The sequence below is a fragment of the Enterobacter nematophilus genome (genome assembly GCF_026344075.1).
Taxonomy (GTDB): domain Bacteria; phylum Pseudomonadota; class Gammaproteobacteria; order Enterobacterales; family Enterobacteriaceae; genus Enterobacter; species Enterobacter nematophilus.
Genome location: NZ_JAPKNE010000001.1, coordinates 1,048,139 through 1,069,019 on the forward strand (window position 1 = coordinate 1,048,139; position 20,881 = coordinate 1,069,019).

The window sequence follows — 20,881 nt, forward strand, 5'->3', positions numbered from 1 at the left end:
CCTCCGCCTTACTCTTTAAACGGATTGCGCGTCGCGCTGGTTTTCACCGGCGCGGCGCTGGTGCTGGCAGAAGGAAACGCGGGCAGAATGGCGTTATCCGCCGGTTCAAGAATGCCGAGCTTTTTCTCCTCCACGCGCTGCATCTGGCGAACGCGGATCTGGTCATATTTCTCTTTCGACGCCGCGCTGTAGTTTTCGTCGTCGCGCAGGACGGTGGTGTGGATAAACACCATCAGGTTGCGTTTGGACGTATCCTGCGAGGTGTAGCGGAACAGCTGCCCGACCAGCGGGATATCTCCCAACAGCGGCACTTTCGAAACCGACTGCTTAGTGACGTTTTCCATCAGGCCGCCAAGCACCACCGTCTGGCCGCTGTGCACCATCACTTCGTTATTGATGGTGCGGGTGTTAAAGGTTGGGCCGAGGCTGGCGTCTTCCGTCGCGCTGTTGTCAACGCTGGACACTTCCTGCTCAATCTTCAGGTGGATCATGTCGCCGTCGTTGATTTGCGGCACAATTTTCAGCTTGGTACCGACGGTCTTACGCTCAACGGAGTTAAAGACGTTGTCGCCGCTGGTGGTCTGCGAACCGGAAAGGACCGGCACGTCCTGGCCGACGTTAAACGACGCTTCTTTGTTATCCAGCGTAACCACGCTTGGCGTGGAGAGAATGTCGTTTTTACCGTCTGTTGAGAGCGCGGTCATCAGGGCGCCGAAATCACCGTTAAAGAAGCCGGTCGCCAGGCCGGTGAAGCTCGCCCCTTTCATGGTACCGTTTTTAATCTGGCTGATTGGCAGACCGGTGGAGCCGAACTGCACGCCGCCGTGCTTGCCGGTCCACTGCACGCCAAGATCCAGGCCGTTACCGTCCTGCACCTCAGCAATGATCGCTTCCACCAGCACCTGCGGACGACGAATATCCAGCTTGTCGATCACCTTCTCCAGGGAGTTCATCACGTTAGGCTGAGCGGTGATCACCAGGGAGTTGGTTGACTCGTCGGCGGTAATATTCAGATCCGTTGAGGCGCTCGCGGTTTTCGCTTTAGAGGTGCCCGGCTTGTCTTTCAGCTGCTCGCCAATCCCGGTGAGGACCGGAACCACTTTGGTGGCGCTGGCATATTTGAGATAGAAGACGCGGGTGTTCCCCTCGTTGTTCTGCTCACGATCCAGCTGATGAATAAGGGAACGGGTACGCGCGCGCGCGTCTTCCGGGCCGCTGATCACCAGGCTGTTGGTTTCGTCATCGGCCACCACTTTGGTGGCCAGCTGCGGCGCGTTCTGCCCTTTCTGCTCCTCGTTGCTGAGGTTGTTCAGCATATCCGACAGATCTTTGGCGGAAGCAAAACGCAACGGCACGATTTCGCGACGCTGAATACCGTTTTTATCGACGCGCTGCACCAGGTCTACCAGGCGGTTAACCACCGAGGCTTTACCGGTTAACAGCAGCACGTTGGACGGTTCGAAGTGGACCACGTTACCGATACCGCTGGCATCGTTCAGCTGACGCAGCAGCGGGGCAAGTTCGCGCACCGGCACATTTTCCATGCGCACCACGCGGGTGATAATCTCATCGCCTTTGCCCGGGTTTTTGCTGTCGGCCAGCGGTGCACCCGCGGTGCGGGCGACGCTTGAGCGCACCACTTTCACCATACCGTTGTCCATCGGGATCACCGACAGACCGTACAGATCCAGCACGCTCAGGAAGAACTGGTAATACTCATCTTCCGTCAGCACGTTATAGGTTCTGACCGACACCGTGCCCTGAACGGACGGGTCGACGAGAATAGTTTTGTTCAGATTGCGGCCTACCGTATCGATAAACTCGCGGATATCGGTATTTTTAAAGCTCGCGCTAAAGTTGGCTGCAAGCAGCGAACCGGAATATAACGACAATGCGGTCAGCGCCACGCACGCCCAAGGAAATTTCTTCATGTCTGTACACTTGTTAATTGTTTAGAACATTGACCCGAATATTTTCAAGGTGAGCGTGACGTCTGACGACGACCTCCGCTTCTTTCATCTTCGACCAGCTGGCAATAATACTTTTTGCCTTTGCTTCATCGGTCATATCGACAGAATTGACTTCTACTGCCACGTCGCCTTTTTGTAGCCCGGAATGGCTATAGAACGAGGAAGCATTCCTTGGATTGATGTTGTAGCCTTCCAGCTGGCCTTTTTCGATTAACGGTTTGAGCACCAGATAATCATCCAGATGCACGCTTTCCGCGCCCGCATCTTTCGTCGATTTGGTTACCGGGCCGCTGTCAACGCCGCCCTTAAAATAGTCAGGCTTATTTAAAGCCAGTACCTGCGTAGCACCTTCGTAATTAACCACCACATTGTCTTTGTTAATTTCCTGAATAAAGGCATCGTTAAAACCGGTCAGCGGCTCACCTTCACGGTAGCTCTTCTGACCTCCCGGCGTTTTGATCACCGCGAAGGAAAGCCAGGCGTCATCGCTGCGCACGATACCTTCTATCTCCGCTGCCAGCGGGGCTTTCGTCGCAGTCGGTAAGTTGTCCTGACGCACCGCAGCCGTGAAAAGGGTGAATGTTTTTTCTTCACGGCGATTTTTCAGCGGCTGTTCATCAGATTTAGCCAACTTATTCGTAACTTTTTTATAATCTTTAAACGTCAGATAGCCTTGCTGGCCGCAAAAAATTAACAGCGCAAACATAATGCAGGGCGTTATCCACCGTGACAGAAATGAGAACCTCATTTTTCATCTGGCCTTTAACAAAGCGAAAATAAGCAGCGTCGTGCTGCGCCAATATGTGAGAAAATAGTAATTAGCTGCTGTAAATGCGACCACTGACTTTGCCGCTAACTTTCATAAAGAAAAATATTGACCGTATAAAATCCAGATGTTAGGCATGGCCCGGTGGATATTTTTACCCTGCGCGCAAATTGACCACCCTGTAGCGTTACTTTACTTTCTCGTCCTGTTGCTATTCCTAATCAGAGACGGTAAGTCGTTATGTATCAGAGCCACTTTCATTTTAAAAACCCGCCGTTCAGGGAGATTACCCGTTCAACCGGGGATTTTCTGGTGCCCTATCATCAGGACGTGTTTAACCTGCTGAAAGAGAAAACCCAACGGGCGGGCGTGAGCGGTCTCTTTTGTGACGACGCCCGTTTGTCAGGTCAGTTCAGCCATGCGCTGAAAACCGCTATGCCTGGCGTGCTTGCCATCAACGCGTTTCCAAAACTGAGTGCCAGTAGCCTGCTGTACAAGCTCAACCCGGGAACGAAAGAGAACAAGAACCGAATTCAGGCGGTGGATGCCGTGCTGCAGCAGTGGCAGAGCGGGAAAGCCAAAGCGAAAGTGCTGGTGATTAACCATGCCGAAGCCATGAAAGAGAGCTGTCACGAGGTGCTGGGCATGCTGCTTGCACGCGCCCAGGAGCTGGAGTTTCGCCTGGCCGTGGTGCTGATGGGCACGACGGATCTGGACGCCGTTCTGATGCAGCAGTCTGAACTGCGTGAATATGCACATACCCGCCACACCTTACGCCCCCTGACCTGCCGGGAATTTCTCAGCTATGTCCAGGCGCAGTGTGAAGAGCACGGGTGCGAGAACTCGCCGCTCACCCCGGCGCGCGTGCGCAAGATGCACGCGCTGACCAAGGGGAATATCAGCAAGCTGAATGAACTGGCACACCTGTCGATGCTGGCCGCCTGGACCGAACGTGCGCTACAGGTCAGCCCGCGTCATTTACGCCTGGCGGCCGGAGAGATCCTTCCTGCGAAAAAACACGGTAAGCGCCTGGCAACCGTGGGACTGTTCGCATCCGTGCTGTTCGCCGCCTGCGGCTGGTATTTGACCTCCTCGATCACCGCAAAACTTCCGGTTCAGCTGCCGGTGCCCGTCAGCTGGAAACAGCAGGCGCCAAAAGTTGAGACGCCCGCGGTGCCGGTTATCGACAAAGAAATGGTTAATCAGCCGGATGCGATGCATCAGCTTTACCTGATGTGGGGGTATGACGCCTCGGCGGATGACGCTCTGTGCCAAAACGCCGCCAAGGTGAACCTGATGTGTAAACAGGGCAACGCCTCGCCGGATGCGCTGGCACGAGAGGGTTATCCGTGGGTCAGTGAACTTAAAACCGGTGACCATCTTAACTACGCCGTGGTCGCACGCGTTGGGGATACCTCTATCGACCTGCTGATGAACAACCGCACCTGGCAGGTAAGCCGCCGCTGGTTTAACCAGCATGCGACCGGAAACTATACCCAGCTGCACCGCCTGACGCCGGAAGGTAAAGATGCCATCAGCGCCGCCAGCGATGCGAAAGAGTTGGGCTGGCTGGATCAGCAGCTGAGTCTGGCGCTTGCCGAGCCTGAAACCCATTCACAAACCTGGACGGCGGAGATGATGAAACGCACCCGCGAGTTCCAGCAAAAAATGAATCTGCACGTGGACGGTATTCCGGGGGAAGACACGCTGATGCAGCTGATGCGTGAAACCCATACCACGCCGAGCGTATTGCTCCAGGCCACGCCAGACGCCAAAACGCAGGAGAAGCATTCCTAATGTCTACCATCTGTCTTGCGGCTCAGCGCAGCTACGTCACCGGGGAGGCGGTCTGGTTTTCATACCGCGTCCCAAGCCTGAGAAAAATTTGCGGTAATACCTTTTTATGGATGTTGGGCCTGTGCGCCATGGTCATGGCAGGGCTGTACGCGCACGTTTACTGGAACCTGCGCCATCCGGCGCCGGAACCGGTTAAAGCGAGCGTCGCGAAACCCGAAACGCAGCTTTCAGATATGCACTACGTGTATGTAAGCAAGCCTTTCCCGCATCCGCATCCAAAACCCGCGCCGGTGCACGCGGATGTTCCGGCCATGCAGGATCTGCCCATCAACAGCGATGATGCCGACTGGCAGCAGGCACCTGACGGCGGCGTGCCGCACGATACGTCGCGGGATACTTTACCCGGAACCGAAGCGCACGATGCGGTACCCGCCAGCGCAGGCGGTGACGATGCCTCAATAACCGAGTTATTTAAGCAGGCATTAAAAGAACAAGAGCAAGATTATTCGCAAGGAAAAATTCCCGCGCCGCCGGTTGACGAGACGCAGGCTAATTCGCAGGAAGGTGCATTACAGAAAGTAGACTCCCGGCCTCCTTTGAGTAAGAAAGGAGACCGGCTGGAGTAGTTAATATTTTTCAGGCAATGTTGTCAGGTTAAGGAGTCGACCCTTCTCGACGACAATGTACTCCCCTTTTTTCAGATCGGAGAGAATTTTAATAATGGTACTGCGCGCCAGGTTGGTGTATTCCTGAATATAATCATAAATATTGATATCGCGCTGATGATGAACAATCAGATCGTTAATTTCGTACAAAAATTCACGTACGACAGAATAAGCGCTGCGGGCAACCAGGACATCGTCGCGTTTGCTCAGCATGCAGATGTACCAGGAGAGAACTTTGGTCAGTTGAGGCCATAAATTGTTGTCGGTCATCAGCTGCGCGAAGACCTCTTTTTTGATTGAACGCACCACGGTGTTGGCGCGAACCAGTCCGTACATATGGGTTGCGTTGTAGTACATCGACGAGAGACCAAAGATGCACTGGCCCGTTACCGTGAACATGCACAGCTCGTCGGATTCGCGTCGGAATTCCACTTCGCCGCTGACGATAATATGAATATATTGCGAATCAGATGTGGATATTTTTTGCCATTTCTTTAAGGTTTTTTCTTCAAAACCTGAGGTGGCAGAAATAATGGCTTCCATTTCATGTTGCGGACGTAATTTTTTTGCGTAGATGCTTAACATTGTTATACCCGATTTAAGATATGAAATTTTAATTTACAGGAATAAGGCAAAAGAAAGCCTTACCCTCAGAATATTTTGCTGAAGAAGTTCTCAAGGAGAAAAATAAAAGCTGAATGCGATATATTTATCTGCTGCATTAGTTAGCAAGCTATGTGTCTATCTTAAATGCGGATAATTTTAAGTCAATTAACTAAAAATGAATTGAGTTTGTACTTAAGATTAATCTGAAGGGTTTTCAGGAAAAACTACTCATTCGGGGGTATTCCGAAGGATTACCCCTGCCCGTATTTTTCTAATAGCGCTTCGGCAATGGCCATCGTTTCAACATCGGCGATGCCGTTCCACAGGTCAGGCCTGAAGTGCATCTGGAATGCCATGATGATGCGTTTCTGCTGCGCCGGGGTGCTGTTTACCGGCACCTCATAGCCGTAGCGCGCGAGTAAATCGAGTAACGCGGCGGTATCTACCTGCTGAAAGCGCGGCCGTCCGTTTATATAGAAAGCCACGCGCGCGGGGTCGGGCCATGCGCCTATCCCCTGCTGAGCCAGCTCCCGCCAAGGGAACAGCGGGCCAGGATCGTCCTTGCGCTGTGGCGCAATGTCCGAATGGGCCACCACGTTTTCAGGCCTGATGCTATAGCGGGCAATGATGTCTTTCGCGAGCGGCACCAGCGCTGCAATCTGCGCAAGCTCGAACGGCGTAAAATGTTTCACCCCGGCCGTTTTCTGCCAGCCGCGATTTTCCAGCTCAATGCCGACAGACGTGTCATTAATACGGTTAGTGCCGCGCCAGAAGCTAATGCCCGCATGCCAGGCCAGCTCGCTCTCCGGCACCAGCTGCCAGATTCGCGGCTTGCCGTCCGGCGTGGGCGGCTTCGCGGGGATCAGATAATGCGAGCTGACGTTTTTGTCGGTTAAGGTCGCAAGCGAGGTATCGAAGTCGTCGGCGGTGTAGTGGATCACCAGCACCTTGATGCGCGGGTAGGCCGCCTGCGCCTGATGGCGGGTATCAAGCTCGTAGGCACCTTTATCAACGATGCCTTTTTCCTGGGCGCATCCTGCCAGCAACATCGCCAGCAGGAGCGTTGAAAGCGAACGCTTCATCGACGGGTTTTCACCGCCGTGCCGCTTACGCTCACCATCAGCATGCTCGAATCTTTGCCGACGGTTTCATAATCAATATCGATTCCTACAACGGCATCTGCGCCCAGCGCTTTTGCCTGCTCGCCCAGCTCCTTAAACGCAATTTCGCGCGCTTTACGCAGCTCTTTTTCGTACGCGCCGGAGCGTCCACCGACGATGTCACGAATGCCGGCAAAGAAATCCCGGAAAATGTTCGCGCCCAGAATCGCTTCGCCGGTGACCACGCCGCAGTACTCGGTAATAGGTTGCCCTTCCAGGGTTGGCGTTGTTGAAAACTGCATACTTTCTCTCCTTCTTTAGCGTTCAATGCGTTAGCAACAGCATTATCGGTTCGTTACGCTATGATTGAAAGGATAGTTAATAAATAAGGAAATCAACATGCGCTACTCTGCTTTAACGCTTTTGGTGCCCTGCGCGCTGGTGCTCAGCGCCTGTACCACCACGGTCACGCCAGCCTTTAAGGATATCGGTACCCGCAGCGGCCCTTGTATAGAGGGCGGCCCGGACGCCGTGGCGCAACAATTTTATGATTACCGCATTCAGCATCGCGGAAATGACCTGACCGCCCTGCGCCCGTACCTGAGCGATAATCTGGCAAAACTGCTCAACGATGCCACCCGCGATCCGCAGCATAACGCCCTGCTGAAATCCGATCCGTTCTCCAGCCGCGCCACGCTGCCGGACAGCGCCGAGGTGGCCAGCGCGTCAACCATCCCGAACACCGATGCGCGGAACATTCCGCTGCGCGTGAAGCTGACCCAGGGCACCCAAACCTGGCAGGATGAAGTGCTGATGATCCGTGAAGGCCAGTGCTGGGCGGTGGACGACGTGCGCTATATCGGCGGCAGCGTTCATGCCCCGGCCGGCACGCTGCGCCAGTCGATTGAGAACCGCTAAATCATCAGTGATAAAAATGTTACCCCCGTAAAATGTCCGGCATTTCATGCGGAATGCCGACATTTATACTCGCCGACCTTGCCGTTCGCTATTTTGTGCTATGTTTAAGAGGAAATGCGGGTTATATTTAACTTTTAACGCAGAAATATTGCATAACTATTCTGTCAACGGTACTATCTGCGGCCTCAATTGCTATAGATTGCCTGGATGAGTAAAGACTGCCCCGATGAGTATTAAACTAAACGGCATTAACTGCTTCTACGGCGCACACCAGGCGCTGTTTGACATCACGCTGAACTGCCCGGAAGGCGAAACGCTGGTTTTACTTGGCCCAAGCGGTGCAGGCAAAAGCTCCCTTCTGCGCGTCCTTAATCTGCTTGAAATGCCTCGTTCCGGTACGCTGGCTATCGCCGGTAACCATTTTGATTTCGCGAAAACCCCGTCGGATAAAGCGATTCGCGAACTGCGTCAAAACGTCGGCATGGTCTTCCAGCAATACAATCTCTGGCCGCACCTGACGGTGCTGCAAAACCTGATTGAAGCCCCGTGCCGCGTGCTGGGGTTAAGTAAAGATCAGGCCATCGCGCGCGCCGAAAAGCTGCTGGAGCGTCTGCGCCTTAAGCCCTACAGCGACCGCTATCCGCTGCACCTCTCTGGGGGTCAGCAGCAGCGTGTGGCGATTGCCCGCGCGCTGATGATGGAGCCCGCGGTACTGCTGTTTGATGAACCGACCGCGGCGCTGGACCCGGAAATCACCGCCCAGATCGTCAGCATTATTCGCGAGCTGGCGGAAACCAATATCACGCAGGTCATCGTTACCCACGAAGTGGAAGTGGCGCGTAAAACCGCCAGCCGTGTGGTCTACATGGAAAACGGGTATATCGTCGAGCAAGGTGACGCGAGCTGCTTCGCGAACCCGCAAACCGATGCCTTCAAAAACTATTTATCTCATTGATTGTGTCAGGGGAAATATAATGAAAAAAGTATTACTTGCCGTGCTGCTTGCTGGCGTTACCCTTTCCGCTACCGCAGCCCAGACCATTCGTTTCGCCACGGAAGCCTCTTACCCTCCGTTTGAGTCCATTGATGCGAACAATAAAATTGTTGGCTTCGACGTAGACCTGGCAAACGCCCTGTGTAAAGAGATCGACGCAACCTGTACCTTCAGCAACCAGGCGTTCGACAGCCTGATCCCAAGCCTGAAGTTCCGCCGTATTGATGCCGTCATGGCCGGTATGGACATCACCCCTGAGCGCGAAAAGCAGGTGCTGTTCACCACCCCTTACTACGACAACTCCGCGCTGTTCATTGGTCAGAAAGGTAAATTCACCTCTGTCGATCAGCTGAAAGGCAAAAAAGTGGGCGTGCAGAACGGCACCACGCACCAGAAATTCATCATGGATAAACATCCGGAAATCACCACCGTTCCGTACGACAGCTACCAGAACGCGAAGCTGGATCTGCAGAATGGCCGTATCGACGGCGTATTTGGTGATACCGCTGTGGTGACCGAGTGGCTGAAAGCCAACGACAAACTGGCGCCAGTGGGCGACAAAGTGACCGATAAAGACTACTTCGGTACCGGTCTGGGGATTGCCGTTCGTCAGGGCAACACCGAGCTGCAGCAGAAATTCAACGCTGCGCTGGAAAAAGTGAAGAAAGACGGCACCTACGAAACCATCTACAAAAAATGGTTCCAGAAGTAATTCCTGATGAATGAAATTTTTCCTTTAGCAAGCGCCGCCGGGATGACCGTCGGCCTTGCCGTTTGCGCATTGATTATCGGCCTGGTGCTGGCGATGTTCTTTGCGGTGTGGGAATCAGCAAAATGGTTCCCCGTCGCCTGGGCGGGCTCCGCGCTGGTCACCGTGCTGCGTGGGCTACCGGAAATTCTGGTGGTCCTGTTCATCTATTTCGGCTCCTCGCAGCTGCTGCTTACGCTGTCGGACGGCTTCACCATCAATCTTGGCTTTGCGCAGATCCCGGTGCAGATGCAGATTGAAAACTTTGACGTCAGCCCGTTCCTCTGCGGCGTGATTGCCCTCTCCCTGCTCTACTCCGCGTACGCATCGCAAACCCTGCGCGGCGCGCTGAAAGCGGTACCGCAAGGGCAGTGGGAATCCGGCCAGGTGCTGGGCATGTCGAAAGCAGCTATCTTCTTCCGTCTGGTGATGCCGCAGATGTGGCGCCACGCCCTGCCGGGGCTGGGCAACCAGTGGCTGGTATTGCTGAAAGATACCGCGCTGGTGAGCCTGATCAGCGTGAACGATTTGATGCTGCAAACCAAAAGTATCGCCACCCGCACTCAGGAGCCGTTTACCTGGTACATCGTGGCGGCGGCTATCTACCTGGTGATCACGTTGCTCAGTCAGTACATCCTCAAGCGTATTGACCTGCGTGCGACGCGCTTTGAACGGAGACCAGGCTGATGCTTGAATATTTTCCGGAGCTGATGAAAGGGCTGCACACCAGCCTGACGCTGACCGTGGCGTCCATTATCGTGGCGCTGGTCCTGGCGCTCATCTTCACCATCATCCTGACGCTGAAAACGCCGGTGCTGGTGTGGATCGTGCGCGGCTATATCACCCTGTTTACCGGTACGCCGCTGCTGGTGCAGATCTTCCTGATTTACTACGGCCCAGGACAGTTCCCGTCGCTGCAGGAGTATCCGGTTATCTGGCACCTGCTCTCTGAGCCGTGGCTGTGCGCCCTGATTGCCCTTTCGCTGAACAGCGCGGCCTATACCACCCAGCTGTTTTACGGGGCGATCCGCGCCATTCCGGAAGGACAATGGCAGTCCTGCGGGGCGCTGGGCATGAGCAAGAAAGACACGCTGGCGATCCTGCTGCCGTACGCCTTTAAGCGCGCGCTCTCCTCTTACTCCAACGAAGTGGTGCTGGTGTTCAAGAGTACCTCTCTGGCCTACACCATCACCCTGATGGAGGTGATGGGTCACGGGCAGCTGCTGTACGGGCGCACCTATGACGTGATGGTGTTCGGCGCGGCAGGCGTGGTCTATCTGGTGGTGAACGGTCTGCTGACGCTGATGATGCGCCTGATTGAGCGTAAAGCGTTAGCGTTTGAGCGCAGAAATTAATCACAAGAGTGCATAAAACGTAATTAACAGAGCGGATAACCTGATGGCTTATCCGCTTTTTTTTATACCCAAAATAATATTTACTCATATTTATTGCATATAAATTCATTAACTGGCATTGTACATCCATGCCGCAGACACGGCGCATAATGACAAGATAGACAGACGGGAGCATTACCATGAAAAAGTTAGTTCTGGCCGCACTACTCGCCACCTTCGCCGCTGGCGCATCCGCCGCTGATAAAATCAATTTTGGCGTTTCGGCCACCTATCCGCCGTTTGAATCCCTGGACGCCAGCAACCAGATCGTCGGTTTCGATATCGATCTGGCGAAAGCGCTGTGCAAGCAGATGCAGGCCGACTGTACCTTTACCAACCACGCGTTCGACAGCCTGATCCCGTCGCTGAAATTCAAGAAATACGATGCGGTGATCTCCGGGATGGACATCACGCCGGAGCGCAGCAAGCAGGTGGCATTTACCGACCCGTACTACGCCAACTCGGCGGTAGTGATTGCGAAGAAAGGGGCTTATAAGTCCTTTGACGAGCTGAAAGGCAAACGCATCGGGATGGAAAACGGCACCACGCACCAGAAATACCTTCAGGACAAGCATCCTGAAGTGAAGACCGTGGCCTATGACAGCTACCAAAACGCGATTATCGACCTGAAAAACGGCCGTATCGATGGCGTATTCGGCGATACCGCCGTGGTGAACGAGTGGCTGAAAACCAACCCGCAGCTGGGTACGGCAACCGAGAAAGTGACCGACCCGCAGTACTTTGGTACAGGCCTCGGCATCGCGGTACGTCCGGATAACAAAGCCCTGCTGGAAAAACTGAACGGCGCGCTGAAGGCGATTAAAGCGGACGGCACGTACCAGAAAATCAGCGATCAGTGGTTCCCGCAGTAATGGTTTTTGCCGGGTGACGGCTGTGCCTTACCCGGCCTATGGGGGGAGTTGTAGGCCGGGTAAGCGCAGCGCTACCCGGCAATTTCTCACAGCGGCACAAAAAACCTGAACCGCGCCCCGCTCACCGACTCCATTAGCCCGATCCCGCCGCCGTGCAGCTCCAGCATTCGCTTAACGATTAACAGCCCTAACCCGCCGCGGTTCTCACGCGCAGCCTGGGTATTCAGCGCCGAAGGCCGCTGGAACAGATCGTCGCGCAGCGAGGCATCCACGCCCGTTCCGGAGTCTGCCACTTCGACCTGAAGCCGTTCATTCTCCTGCCAGACCGCCAGACGAATTTCCCCGCCGATGGGCGTGTGGCGCATCGCGTTATCCAGCAGGTTGGTCACCACGCGCTCGATCATCGACACATCGGCATTGACCAGCGGCAGGGGGCCCGGCACGTCAATATGCAGATTCACCTCGCGCGTGCGGGCGGTGAGCTCAAACTTCTGCGCCACGTCGGAAATCAGCTCTGCCATCGCGAAACGCTCGCGCTGCGGCTTAATGCCGCCGTGCTCCAGGCGCGCCAGCTCGAACAGCTGCTGGGAAAGATGACGAACCTTTTGTCCCTGACGCAGCGCGGTGGCGAGGTACTGCTGGTGCTCCTGCGGGGTCAGGGTGGCGGATTTGAGCGACAGGGTTTCGAGATAGCCCAGCAGCGAGGTGAGCGGCGTGCGAAGATCGTGCGAAATATTGGCGATAAACTCCCGGCGCTGGCGATCGCTGTCGGCCAGCTGGTCCCACTGGCGGGTGATTTTCCGCGCCAGCTCGATGAAACTGTTGCGCAGGAGGGCCACTTCATCATTGGCCGCGGCGTCCGGTGCCTGGGCTGCCAGCAGCCTGATTGCGCTCATGCTGTCCTGCTCCAGGCCGGTGACCTCTTCCGTCAGGCGCTTAACCGGACGCGTCACCCAGTACCAGACCAGCAGTCCCGCCAGCAGGCCAAACAGCGCGACCCACAGCAATGACCAGAGCACCGTGCTCCAGAGCGCCTTATGCCAGGCCATTTCCGCCAGCGCGTTCGACTCCTCGCCCTGCAAAATAATGTACAGGTAGCCCTTAAGCTCGCCGTCCTGCCGCAGCGGCGTGGCGCTGAACACTTTTTTATTTTGGCTGCGCGGGTCGTCGCCCAGTACCGGTATGACGGTACCGCTCAGGAAGGTCTGAACCGGTGCCAGGTCGATTTTTTGCCGCTGAATATGGCCCGGCGGTGCGGCATCGGCCAGGATATCGCCGTCCGGCGAGATAACGTACAGCTCAACGCTCGGGTTGAAGGTCATCAGCCGGTCAAACAGCGGTTTCAGCGCACTGCGGTCGACCCTGCCCTGCGCGTCCAGAATCGGTTCCCGCTGAACGATCTGCTGCGCCAGGCCGCCCGACAGCCGCTGCACCATCGCGTTGCCGTACTGCATGCTGCTGTAGAGCTGCACCGCGCAGGCGACGGTGGCGCAGAGCATCATCAGCAGGACAAACAGCAGCGTTAGCCGCTGGCTCAGGCTAAAGCGGCGCATCATGGTTTGGCTCCGCAAATTTATAGCCCTTGCCCCAGACGGTGCGAATAATCTCCGGCTCGGCGGCGTCCTTCTCAATCTTGATGCGCAGGCGGTTGATATGGGTGTTGACGGTGTGCTCGTAGCCTTCGTGCTGATAGCCCCACACCTGCTCCAGCAGCGCCAGACGGGAAAACACCTCGCCTGGATGGCGGGCGAAGAAGTACAGCAGTTCGAATTCGCGCGGGGTGAGATCCACCACCTGGCCGTGAAGCAGCACGCTGCGCGCCAGGGGATCGATCGTCAGACCGTGGGCCTGAATTTGCCCGTCAGCCTGCGCCTGACCCATCGCCTGCTGGCGGCGGAACAGCGCTTTGATGCGGGCAATCAGTTCCTGCACTGAAAAGGGTTTGGCGAGATAATCATCGGCGCCGGTTTCCAGCCCGGTGATGCGGTCGGTTTCGCTGCTGCGGGCGCTGATGATGATCACCGGCAGGTAGCGAGTCATCTGACGAATGCGGCGGCAAATCTCCAGGCCGTCAACGTTGGGCAGCATCAGGTCGAGGATCACCGCATCCCACGACTGTTTTTCAAGGCGCTGCAGGGCGTTGCCCCCGTCGGGCTCGTGGGTGATGGCGTAGCCTTCGTCTTCTAAATTGAGCCGCAGAAGCGCCGCGATATCATGGTCGTCTTCCACCAGCAGGATCTGCATCATGGGTAAGCCTTTATTCATCTCTTATGACGTAAGCTTACCTGATTTTATGGGCCGGCAGAGTTCACATTTTGTTTAAGATTTCACGAGCAGCGTCAGCACTTCATAATGCGCGGTATGCGGGAACATATCGAAAAGCTGAACGCGTTCAATGCGGTAGCCAGGCAGATTAGCGATATCTTTCGCCATGGTCTGTGCGTTACAGCTTGAATAGACGATGTATTCCGGCGCCATCTGGCTCAGGTAGTTGCACAGCGCGCTTCCGATGCCACGACGCGGCGGATTGACCAGCACCAGCTCCGGCACGTTGCCCTGCCCGGTCGCGAACTGCGTGGAGTCCAGCGCCTGGAAGTGCAGATTGGTTAACCCCAGCTCAGCGGCGGACTGCTTTGCGCAGGCAATCGCTTCGGCGGAGATCTCAATTCCGGTGAGCTGCATCTCAGGCGTGGCGCAGTGCAGGCCAAAACCGCCCACGCCGCAGAACAGATCCCACATATGATGGACGTTTAACGCGCGCACCCAGTCGCGGGCGGTGGCGTACAGGCTGCTTGCCACGGTCGGGTTGGTCTGGAAGAAGCTTTGCGGGCGGATCCACAGCGGCACGCCGTTGAAGCTCTCCGCCAGCGCGTGCTGGTCGGTGAAGAAAATCTCTTTCTCCCCTTCCATGATCGCCATATGCACCGGCTGAATGTTTGCGGTAATGACCTTTAACAGAGGAAGCTGTTCCTGCAGCCACGGCAGCGCCGCGCGCAGCTGCTCCAGCTTGGTCTCCGAACGCAGCACGAAGCGCAGCATCATGCCGCCGTCTTCCTGGCTTTCCGTCAGCAGAAGGTACTTAAGCTCGCCGCGCCTGCGGGCGACGCTGTAAGGCGTTAACCCCGCGCGAGCGATAAACGGTTTCAGTGCGGCAAAGACCGGCTCAAACGAGGCGGGATAGAGCGGGCAGTCGGTCAAGTCTTCCGGCGTGCCGTCGCGGTGCAGCATACCCAGCAGCGGTTTTTCAACGCTGCCGCTGACCACCATTTTGGCTTTGTTGCGAAAGCCCTGCTCAGGGCCGCTGACGGGTGCGCACCACTCGCCCACCGCGCGCGCTGCCAGCAGCTGTTGCAGGTCGGCCATTTTGGCGGTGAGTTGTTGAGAGACCGGCTGTTCTATCCACTGACAGGAGCGGCAGCGTCCGGCGTCATAGAGTGCGCACTGCATATGAAAACCTTAAGAATCACGAGGGCTGCGATTATACACATTATTGCAGGCGGAAGAACCGCCGACTGGAGGCTGGCGCAAACAGCAGCAGAAGCACCAGCATATCCGGCAACTTCTGCATGACCAGCGCATGGAAAATCTCGCGCTTTGAGCCTCCGGCAATGCTGAACAGCTCCGGGTAGCCGTAGCCCAGCGAGGCGGCCCACAGATAGCTGGCGGCGGTAATCTGCGTCAGCAGATAGACCCAGCGCGCCCAGTTGCGCCCTTTGACCAGCGAAAACGCGCAGTAGATCTCAATAAACACCAGCACCAGGCTGCTTAAAAAGACCAGCGTCAGATTCCACGTCTGCACGCTGCGGTGAATGAATTCCCCGATGCCGCGCGCGCCCAGGGTATTCAGAATCATCAGCACGTCCAGGCAGCGGATCATAATAATGGCGAGCGCCGCCACCTGAACCAGCGCAGGAACGTTAGGACGGGCGTGCGTAAGACGTGATTTTTTTAATAGTCCCAATGTTTTACTTCCCTGAAAAACAGTGCCGCGTCACGCGCGGCACATCACTGGAAATTTTAAATGCTTCAGCCGCGTCTTGCACGCTGGATATCACGCACGCGCTGTTTTTCCGCGCGCGCCATCAAATACCAGGCGATAAATCCGACAATTCCGACCACGCCGAGGATGATAGAGGCCAGGGCGTTGATCTCCGGGTTAACCCCCATGCGCACGCTGGAGAAGACCAGCATCGGCAGCGTCGTTGCGCCCGGCCCGGAGACAAAGCTGGCGATAACCAGATCGTCGAGCGAAAGCGTGAACGCCAGCAGCCAGCCGGAGATCACCGCCGGCATAATCATCGGCAGGGTAATGATGAAAAAGACCTTCAGCGGCGTGGCGCCGAGATCCATCGCCGCCTCTTCAATAGAGCGATCCAGCTCGCGCAGGCGCGAGGAGATCACCACCGCCACGTACGCGGTACAGAAGGTGACGTGCGCCAGCCAGATGGTGAGCATACCGCGATCCGCCGGCCAGCCGATGGCGTGCGCCAGAGCCACGAACAGCAGCAGCAGCGACAGGCCTGTGATGACGTCCGGCATCACCAGCGGGGCAGTGATCATAAAGGCGAACCCGTTCGACCCGCGAAAACGCCCGAAGCGGACCATCACCAGCGCGGCGATGGTGCCCAGAACGCAGGCCATCGTGGCCGCCAGCGCGGCAATGGTCAGGCTCAGCCCCACCGCGCTCATCATCGCGTCGTCGTGGAACAGCTCGCTGTACCAGCGCGTCGACCAGCCCGCCCATACCGTCACCAGCTTAGAGCTGTTGAACGAGTAGATCACCAGCATCAGCATCGGCGCATACAGGAAGGTAAAGCCGATAATGAGGATCAGAATTCGCCACGGGGAGCGCACTACCGGTAAGTTGTTCATCCGCGATCTCCCATCTGTTTCTGCTGATGCTTGTGGAACCACATGATCGGGACGATCAGCAGCAGGAGCATGATAATCGCCACCGCCGAGGCCACCGGCCAGTCGCGGTTATTGAAGAATTCCTGCCACAGCACGCGGCCAATCATGATGCTGTCCGGCCCCCCGAGCAGTTCCGGGATCACAAACTCCCCGACCGCCGGAATAAAGACCAGCATTGACCCGGCGATAATGCCGCCTTTGGTCAGCGGGACAATCACGCTGAAGAAGGTCTTCAGCGGACGCGCGCCGAGATCGAGCGACGCTTCTACCAGCGAGTAGTCAATCCGCGTCAGGGCCGTATAGATCGGCAGCACCATAAACGGCAGATAGGCGTACACGATGCCGATATAGACCGCGAGGTTGGTGTGCAGGATGGTCAGCGGCTGATCGATAACCCCGAGCCACATCAGAAAATTATTCAGCACGCCGTTGTTCTTCAGGATCCCCATCCAGGCATAAACGCGGATCAGGAACGAGGTCCAGGACGGCAAAATCACCAGCAGCAGCAGGATGTTGCGCGTCGACGGCTTGCTGTGCGCCACGGCCCACGCCAGCGGGTAGCCCATCGCCAGACAGCAGAGCGTCGAGATCGCCGCCACCTGCAGGGACTGTAGGTAGGCTTCGAAATAGAGCGGATCCTCGGTGAGCTGCAGGAAGTTGCCCAGGTTCAAGGTCAGCGTCAGCTGCCCGTCGGCCCACTCCCACAGATCGGTATACGGCGGGATCGCGCGCGCCATCTCCGCCAGGCTGATCTTAAAGACGATCAGAAACGGCAGCAGGAACAGCAGGATCAGCCACACGTACGGCATGGCGATCACCAGCTTGCGGCCGTGGTTCATTTTAAGGCGCGTCAGCCAGTGGGCAAAGCCGCCCGGTTTTTTGACGCGGGCTGGAGGTTCAAGTGTGCTCATGATCGCTCCTTATACCGTCAGCACGACGCAGCTGTCCGCGTCCCAGCACAGGCGCACTTCGTCGCCCCAGGTCGGCTGTCCTTTGCGATAGCGATGTTCGTTCTGCAGCTGGGCGCTGAGCATCTGTCCGCTTTTCAGGCGCACGTGATAGATGGAGAGATCGCCCAGATAGGCAATGTGCACCACTTCCCCGACGGCAAAGTTGTAGCCGTCGGCAGGCGGATCGTCACAAAGCATGATCTTCTCCGGGCGCAGCGCCACGTAGACCGGCACGTTATCCACCACCGAGCTGTCAGGATCGACCTTAAGCGGATGCTGCAGCCCCGGTGATTCGATGACCAGGCCATCCTCCTGACGATCCTTCAGCAGTCCTTCGAAGACGTTGACCGATCCGATGAACTCCGCGCTGTAGCGGGTGGTCGGATGCTCGTAAATCTCTTCCGGCTCGCCAATCTGCACGAACTTCCCGCGGTTCATGATCGCGATACGACCGGCCATGGTCATGGCCTCTTCTTGATCATGGGTCACCATCACGCAGGTCACGCCCACGCGCTCAAGGATATCCACCACTTCCAGCTGCATGCGGTCGCGCAGCTTTTTGTCCAGGGCGCCCATCGGCTCGTCGAGCAGCAGCAGCTTCGGGCGTTTCGCCAGGCTTCGGGCCAGCGCCACGCGCTGACGCTGGCCGCCGGAGAGCTGGTGCGGCTTACGCTTCGCAAACTCCTGCATGTGCACCAGGCCCAGCATTTCAGCCACGCGCGCGGTGATTTCGGCTTTCGGCAGCTTGTCCTGCTTCAGGCCAAAGGCAATGTTCTGCTCCACCGTCATGTGCGGAAACAGCGCGTAGGACTGGAACATCATGTTAATCGGGCGCTGATACGGCGGCACGCTGGAGAGATCCACGCCATCGAGCATGATCTGCCCGGCGGTAGGCTGTTCAAAACCGGCCAGCATACGCAGAAGGGTCGATTTACCGCAGCCCGATGCGCCCAGTAGCGCGAATATTTCGCCTTTATAGATAGTCAGGCTGACGTCGTCCACGGCATGCTGGCCATCGAAAGATTTGGTGAGGTTACGAATTTCAAGAAGCGGGGTCAGCGCTTTACGGACTTTCGCCTGCGGGCGGGGGATCGCGTCATTCACGGGGTGTTCTCCGGTAGAGATCAAATCATGGTGCAGGCGCACCAGAACGGTGCGCCTGTTGCCGGGGGCGCTAACGCTTGCCCGGCCTACGACTCACGGTATCTTATTTCCCGCTTTTCACCTTGGTCCACGCGCGGGTACGCACGCGGTCAATTTTTGGATCCTGAACCTTCAGGGTGAACAGCTTGGCGAACACGTCCGCCGGCGGATAGATAGCCGGATTATTACGGATCTCTTCGCTAATCAGCGGCAAGGAGGCCTTGTTACCGTTGGCGTAGTAGACATGGTCGCTGATATGGGCAATCACTTCCGGACGCATCAGGTAGTTAAGGAACTGGTACGCTTCCTCTTTATTTTTCGCATCAGCAGGCATCGCGAAGACGTCAAAGAAGGCCAGCGCCCCCTCTTTCGGAATGAAGTAAGACACGTTCACGCCGTTTTTCGCCTCTTTCGCGCGGTTCGCCGCCTGCCACACGTCCCCTGCCCAGCCGATCGCCACGCAGATGTCACCGTTCGCCAGGTCGTTGATGTACTGGGACGAGTGGAAGTAGCGAATGTTTGGACGCAGCTTCAGCAGCAGATCGGTCGCCGGGCCGGTGTAATCATCGGCTTTATTGCTGTTCGGGTCTTTGCCCAGGTAGTTCAGCACGGTGGCGAAAATCTCTTCCGGCGCATCGAGGAAGGAGACGCCGCAGCTTTTCAGCTTCTCAAGGTTTTCCGGCTTCAGCACCACGTCCCAGCTGTCCAGCTTAACGTCCGGGCCCAGCGCGGCTTTGACTTTATCCACGTTGTAGCCGATACCGGTGGTCGCCCACAGGTAAGGCATCGCGTATTTGTTGTCAGGGTCGTGCTTCGCCACCAGCTTCAGCACTTCCGGGTCGAGGTTTTTCCAGTTCGATAACTTGCTCTTGTCCAGCGGCTGGAAGACGCCCGCCGTCAGCTGACGCTCCAGGAAGCTTGCGGAAGGTACCACCAGGTCAAAACCGGTGCTGCCCGCCATCAGCTTTCCTTCCAGCACTTCGTTGGAATCGAAAACGTCATAGACCACTTTAATGCCGGTCTCTTTTTCAAAATTAGCGACCGTGTCCGGTGCAATATAGTCAGACCAGTTGTAAACGTGCAGCGTTTTTTGTTCCGCAGCGAGCGTGCCGGTAGAGACGGCCATCAGAGCACCCGCAACCAGACCCGATAACCATTTTTTATTCAAGGCGATCATAGTGTTATTCCTTCTGAAAGCTCGTTAACAAACGAGCTAAACTGTGCAATCTGGATATATGCAAAAATCATGCATAGTTTGTCGCTCTGCTCAAAATAAAAAGAAACCTCTTTACCCGGCAGTTTCCGCTCGCTTTTTTAAGCATCGCAAGAATAACTGTAGCCCGTGTCTCCGGCTATAGCCCAGACGAAAAAACGCCTTTTATCAATTTTTTATGCAGGTTAAGTCTACGTGATAAGCCGAAATGGCCTTGAGGGAGGTGAAATATTCTTTAAAGAAAGGTTAAAAGCAGCAGAAAAAATGGCCTTCTGCAGCCGCTATGGCAGCGACTGCGCAAAAGTCAGACAGGCTTAGTGAAGAAAATTGGGAGATGCATCATTATTCTCTGCATCGTCTTCCGCGCTGTACAGCAGATGATGTGCATTGGCTTCCATCATAACCATGGAAATTTGCTCTTCACTCAAGCGCATAAACCAGGCGAACTGCTTGAACGATAGCCCTGCCCCGGAGAATAAAGACTGGCAAACGACCAGTTTTGGCAGATTATCATCCTGTATATCGAGAAATGCTTTCACCGTCAAAGAACTGGCATTGATCGCCGACAGGTCGGAGGCCAGCGCCAGCAGCGCAGAAGGCTTCACTTCGGCCAGCGCGGAGAAAAGGATCACGTCGTTAATCAGATCGATTTTGGCATCGAAAATGCCGTCGAAATTCTGCATATGAGGCAGATGCAGCGCCTGGCAGGAATCGCATTCGAAGAACGTGATCCCGGCATCATCAAGCCATTGACGTAACGTATCCAGTGTAGGTACGACCTGTAAATCCATCGCGGTGCAGCCTCTTTAGTAAAAACTTCGCATAGGGTACTCA

At 56.1% G+C, this 20,881-nt stretch carries 22 protein-coding genes; 8 read left to right on the plus strand and 14 right to left on the minus strand.

Annotated features, from left to right (window positions below):
- Positions 1 to 8: 8 nt before the first annotated feature.
- Together gspD and gspC are read right to left on the minus strand one after the other, a co-directional pair.
- Positions 9 to 1,931: a type II secretion system secretin GspD gene (gene gspD / locus OSH03_RS04965; protein ID WP_061098735.1), complete on the minus strand. Its 1,923-nt coding sequence runs from the start codon at positions 1,929 to 1,931 to the stop codon at positions 9 to 11.
- Between the two features lie 13 nt (positions 1,932 to 1,944).
- The gene (gene gspC / locus OSH03_RS04970) at positions 1,945 to 2,676 is read right to left on the minus strand and encodes a type II secretion system protein GspC (protein WP_266178431.1); all 732 of its coding nucleotides are present in this window, start codon (positions 2,674 to 2,676) and stop codon (positions 1,945 to 1,947) included.
- Positions 2,677 to 2,976: 300 nt separating this feature from the next.
- Between gspC and OSH03_RS04975 the strand changes: the two genes are divergently transcribed.
- Entirely contained in the window at positions 2,977 to 4,533 is a 1,557-nt protein-coding gene (locus tag OSH03_RS04975) for an ExeA family protein (RefSeq protein ID WP_266178432.1), read from the plus strand.
- On the plus strand, positions 4,533 to 5,159 hold the full coding sequence (locus OSH03_RS04980; protein ID WP_266178433.1) for a hypothetical protein: 627 nt from the start codon (positions 4,533 to 4,535) through the stop codon (positions 5,157 to 5,159). Before OSH03_RS04975 ends, OSH03_RS04980 begins: the two co-directional genes overlap by 1 nt.
- Here the strand turns inward: OSH03_RS04980 and OSH03_RS04985 are convergent, their stop codons facing one another.
- From OSH03_RS04985 to OSH03_RS04995, 3 genes are all read right to left on the minus strand, one after another.
- Positions 5,160 to 5,783, minus strand: a complete 624-nt coding sequence (locus tag OSH03_RS04985) for a helix-turn-helix domain-containing protein (RefSeq protein ID WP_061098739.1) — start codon at positions 5,781 to 5,783, stop codon at positions 5,160 to 5,162. It abuts the gene before it with no gap.
- A 272-nt stretch (positions 5,784 to 6,055) separates the two neighbouring features.
- Positions 6,056 to 6,886, minus strand: coding sequence for an N-acetylmuramoyl-L-alanine amidase (locus tag OSH03_RS04990; protein ID WP_266178434.1), 831 nt, complete (start codon positions 6,884 to 6,886; stop codon positions 6,056 to 6,058).
- The gene (locus OSH03_RS04995) at positions 6,883 to 7,206 is read right to left on the minus strand and encodes a heavy metal-binding domain-containing protein (protein ID WP_151412805.1); all 324 of its coding nucleotides are present in this window, start codon (positions 7,204 to 7,206) and stop codon (positions 6,883 to 6,885) included. Before OSH03_RS04995 ends, OSH03_RS04990 begins: the two co-directional genes overlap by 4 nt.
- Positions 7,207 to 7,303: 97 nt before the next feature.
- On the opposite strand from OSH03_RS04995, the gene OSH03_RS05000 reads away from it, so the two are divergent.
- The 6 genes from OSH03_RS05000 (at position 7,304) to artJ (ending at position 11,830) form a co-directional block, all read left to right on the plus strand.
- Positions 7,304 to 7,822, plus strand: a complete 519-nt coding sequence (locus OSH03_RS05000) for a lipoprotein (protein ID WP_061098742.1) — start codon at positions 7,304 to 7,306, stop codon at positions 7,820 to 7,822.
- A gap of 226 nt (positions 7,823 to 8,048) precedes the next feature.
- On the plus strand, positions 8,049 to 8,777 hold the full coding sequence (gene artP / locus OSH03_RS05005; RefSeq protein WP_008500030.1) for an arginine ABC transporter ATP-binding protein ArtP: 729 nt from the start codon (positions 8,049 to 8,051) through the stop codon (positions 8,775 to 8,777).
- Between the two features lie 19 nt (positions 8,778 to 8,796).
- Positions 8,797 to 9,528, plus strand: a complete 732-nt coding sequence (artI, locus tag OSH03_RS05010) for an arginine ABC transporter substrate-binding protein ArtI (protein ID WP_008500032.1) — start codon at positions 8,797 to 8,799, stop codon at positions 9,526 to 9,528.
- A gap of 6 nt (positions 9,529 to 9,534) precedes the next feature.
- Complete coding sequence (gene artQ, locus OSH03_RS05015) at positions 9,535 to 10,251, plus strand: arginine ABC transporter permease ArtQ (protein WP_266178435.1); 717 nt, start codon at positions 9,535 to 9,537, stop codon at positions 10,249 to 10,251.
- Positions 10,251 to 10,919 carry an arginine ABC transporter permease ArtM gene (artM, locus tag OSH03_RS05020; RefSeq protein ID WP_061098744.1) on the plus strand — a complete coding sequence of 223 codons (669 nt, stop codon included), beginning with the start codon at positions 10,251 to 10,253 and terminating at the stop codon, positions 10,917 to 10,919. The genes artQ and artM overlap by 1 nt, the downstream gene beginning before the upstream one ends.
- Positions 10,920 to 11,098: 179 nt before the next feature.
- A complete protein-coding gene (artJ, locus tag OSH03_RS05025) occupies positions 11,099 to 11,830 on the plus strand; it encodes an arginine ABC transporter substrate-binding protein ArtJ (protein ID WP_028019301.1) in 732 nt (243 codons plus the stop codon).
- Between the two features lie 86 nt (positions 11,831 to 11,916).
- Here artJ and OSH03_RS05030 read toward each other — a convergent pair whose 3' ends face one another.
- From OSH03_RS05030 to OSH03_RS05070, 9 genes are all read right to left on the minus strand, one after another.
- A complete protein-coding gene (locus OSH03_RS05030) occupies positions 11,917 to 13,386 on the minus strand; it encodes a sensor histidine kinase (RefSeq protein ID WP_266178436.1) in 1,470 nt (489 codons plus the stop codon).
- Positions 13,370 to 14,077, minus strand: a complete 708-nt coding sequence (locus OSH03_RS05035; protein ID WP_266178437.1) for a response regulator transcription factor — start codon at positions 14,075 to 14,077, stop codon at positions 13,370 to 13,372. The genes OSH03_RS05030 and OSH03_RS05035 overlap by 17 nt, the downstream gene beginning before the upstream one ends.
- 72 nt (positions 14,078 to 14,149) lie before the next feature.
- Complete coding sequence (gene rlmC, locus OSH03_RS05040; protein ID WP_266178438.1) at positions 14,150 to 15,277, minus strand: 23S rRNA (uracil(747)-C(5))-methyltransferase RlmC; 1,128 nt, start codon at positions 15,275 to 15,277, stop codon at positions 14,150 to 14,152.
- A 40-nt stretch (positions 15,278 to 15,317) separates the two neighbouring features.
- A complete protein-coding gene (locus OSH03_RS05045; RefSeq protein ID WP_061098747.1) occupies positions 15,318 to 15,791 on the minus strand; it encodes a YbjO family protein in 474 nt (157 codons plus the stop codon).
- Between the two features lie 65 nt (positions 15,792 to 15,856).
- Positions 15,857 to 16,702, minus strand: a complete 846-nt coding sequence (gene potI / locus OSH03_RS05050) for a putrescine ABC transporter permease PotI (protein WP_061098748.1) — start codon at positions 16,700 to 16,702, stop codon at positions 15,857 to 15,859.
- Entirely contained in the window at positions 16,699 to 17,652 is a 954-nt protein-coding gene (potH, locus tag OSH03_RS05055; RefSeq protein WP_061098749.1) for a putrescine ABC transporter permease PotH, read from the minus strand. Before potH ends, potI begins: the two co-directional genes overlap by 4 nt.
- Positions 17,653 to 17,661: 9 nt before the next feature.
- Positions 17,662 to 18,795, minus strand: coding sequence for a putrescine ABC transporter ATP-binding subunit PotG (gene potG, locus OSH03_RS05060; RefSeq protein ID WP_061098750.1), 1,134 nt, complete (start codon positions 18,793 to 18,795; stop codon positions 17,662 to 17,664).
- Positions 18,796 to 18,898: 103 nt separating this feature from the next.
- The gene (gene potF / locus OSH03_RS05065; RefSeq protein WP_266178439.1) at positions 18,899 to 20,011 is read right to left on the minus strand and encodes a spermidine/putrescine ABC transporter substrate-binding protein PotF; all 1,113 of its coding nucleotides are present in this window, start codon (positions 20,009 to 20,011) and stop codon (positions 18,899 to 18,901) included.
- A gap of 350 nt (positions 20,012 to 20,361) precedes the next feature.
- Positions 20,362 to 20,838, minus strand: coding sequence for a YbjN domain-containing protein (locus OSH03_RS05070; protein ID WP_003858385.1), 477 nt, complete (start codon positions 20,836 to 20,838; stop codon positions 20,362 to 20,364).
- Between the last annotated feature and the right edge of the window lie 43 nt (positions 20,839 to 20,881).

Excerpts from the sequence above, each read along its gene's own strand:
- artM (WP_061098744.1), top strand. The coding sequence starts at position 10,251 with ATGCTTGAATATTTTCCGGAGCTGATGAAAGGGCTGCACACCAGCCTG.
- OSH03_RS04985 (WP_061098739.1), bottom strand. The coding sequence starts at position 5,783 with ATGTTAAGCATCTACGCAAAAAAATTACGTCCGCAACATGAAATGGAA.
- OSH03_RS04995 (WP_151412805.1), bottom strand. The coding sequence starts at position 7,206 with ATGCAGTTTTCAACAACGCCAACCCTGGAAGGGCAACCTATTACCGAG.
- potF (WP_266178439.1), bottom strand. The coding sequence starts at position 20,011 with ATGATCGCCTTGAATAAAAAATGGTTATCGGGTCTGGTTGCGGGTGCT.
- OSH03_RS05070 (WP_003858385.1), bottom strand. The coding sequence starts at position 20,838 with ATGGATTTACAGGTCGTACCTACACTGGATACGTTACGTCAATGGCTT.
- OSH03_RS05030 (WP_266178436.1), bottom strand. The coding sequence starts at position 13,386 with ATGATGCGCCGCTTTAGCCTGAGCCAGCGGCTAACGCTGCTGTTTGTC.
- OSH03_RS04980 (WP_266178433.1), top strand. The coding sequence starts at position 4,533 with ATGTCTACCATCTGTCTTGCGGCTCAGCGCAGCTACGTCACCGGGGAG.
- artJ (WP_028019301.1), top strand. The coding sequence starts at position 11,099 with ATGAAAAAGTTAGTTCTGGCCGCACTACTCGCCACCTTCGCCGCTGGC.
- artP (WP_008500030.1), top strand. The coding sequence starts at position 8,049 with ATGAGTATTAAACTAAACGGCATTAACTGCTTCTACGGCGCACACCAG.
- OSH03_RS04975 (WP_266178432.1), top strand. The coding sequence starts at position 2,977 with ATGTATCAGAGCCACTTTCATTTTAAAAACCCGCCGTTCAGGGAGATT.
- gspC (WP_266178431.1), bottom strand. The coding sequence starts at position 2,676 with ATGTTTGCGCTGTTAATTTTTTGCGGCCAGCAAGGCTATCTGACGTTT.
- artI (WP_008500032.1), top strand. The coding sequence starts at position 8,797 with ATGAAAAAAGTATTACTTGCCGTGCTGCTTGCTGGCGTTACCCTTTCC.
- rlmC (WP_266178438.1), bottom strand. The coding sequence starts at position 15,277 with ATGCAGTGCGCACTCTATGACGCCGGACGCTGCCGCTCCTGTCAGTGG.
- OSH03_RS04990 (WP_266178434.1), bottom strand. The coding sequence starts at position 6,886 with ATGAAGCGTTCGCTTTCAACGCTCCTGCTGGCGATGTTGCTGGCAGGA.
- gspD (WP_061098735.1), bottom strand. The coding sequence starts at position 1,931 with ATGAAGAAATTTCCTTGGGCGTGCGTGGCGCTGACCGCATTGTCGTTA.
- OSH03_RS05000 (WP_061098742.1), top strand. The coding sequence starts at position 7,304 with ATGCGCTACTCTGCTTTAACGCTTTTGGTGCCCTGCGCGCTGGTGCTC.
- potI (WP_061098748.1), bottom strand. The coding sequence starts at position 16,702 with ATGAACAACTTACCGGTAGTGCGCTCCCCGTGGCGAATTCTGATCCTC.
- OSH03_RS05035 (WP_266178437.1), bottom strand. The coding sequence starts at position 14,077 with ATGATGCAGATCCTGCTGGTGGAAGACGACCATGATATCGCGGCGCTT.
- potH (WP_061098749.1), bottom strand. The coding sequence starts at position 17,652 with ATGAGCACACTTGAACCTCCAGCCCGCGTCAAAAAACCGGGCGGCTTT.
- artQ (WP_266178435.1), top strand. The coding sequence starts at position 9,535 with ATGAATGAAATTTTTCCTTTAGCAAGCGCCGCCGGGATGACCGTCGGC.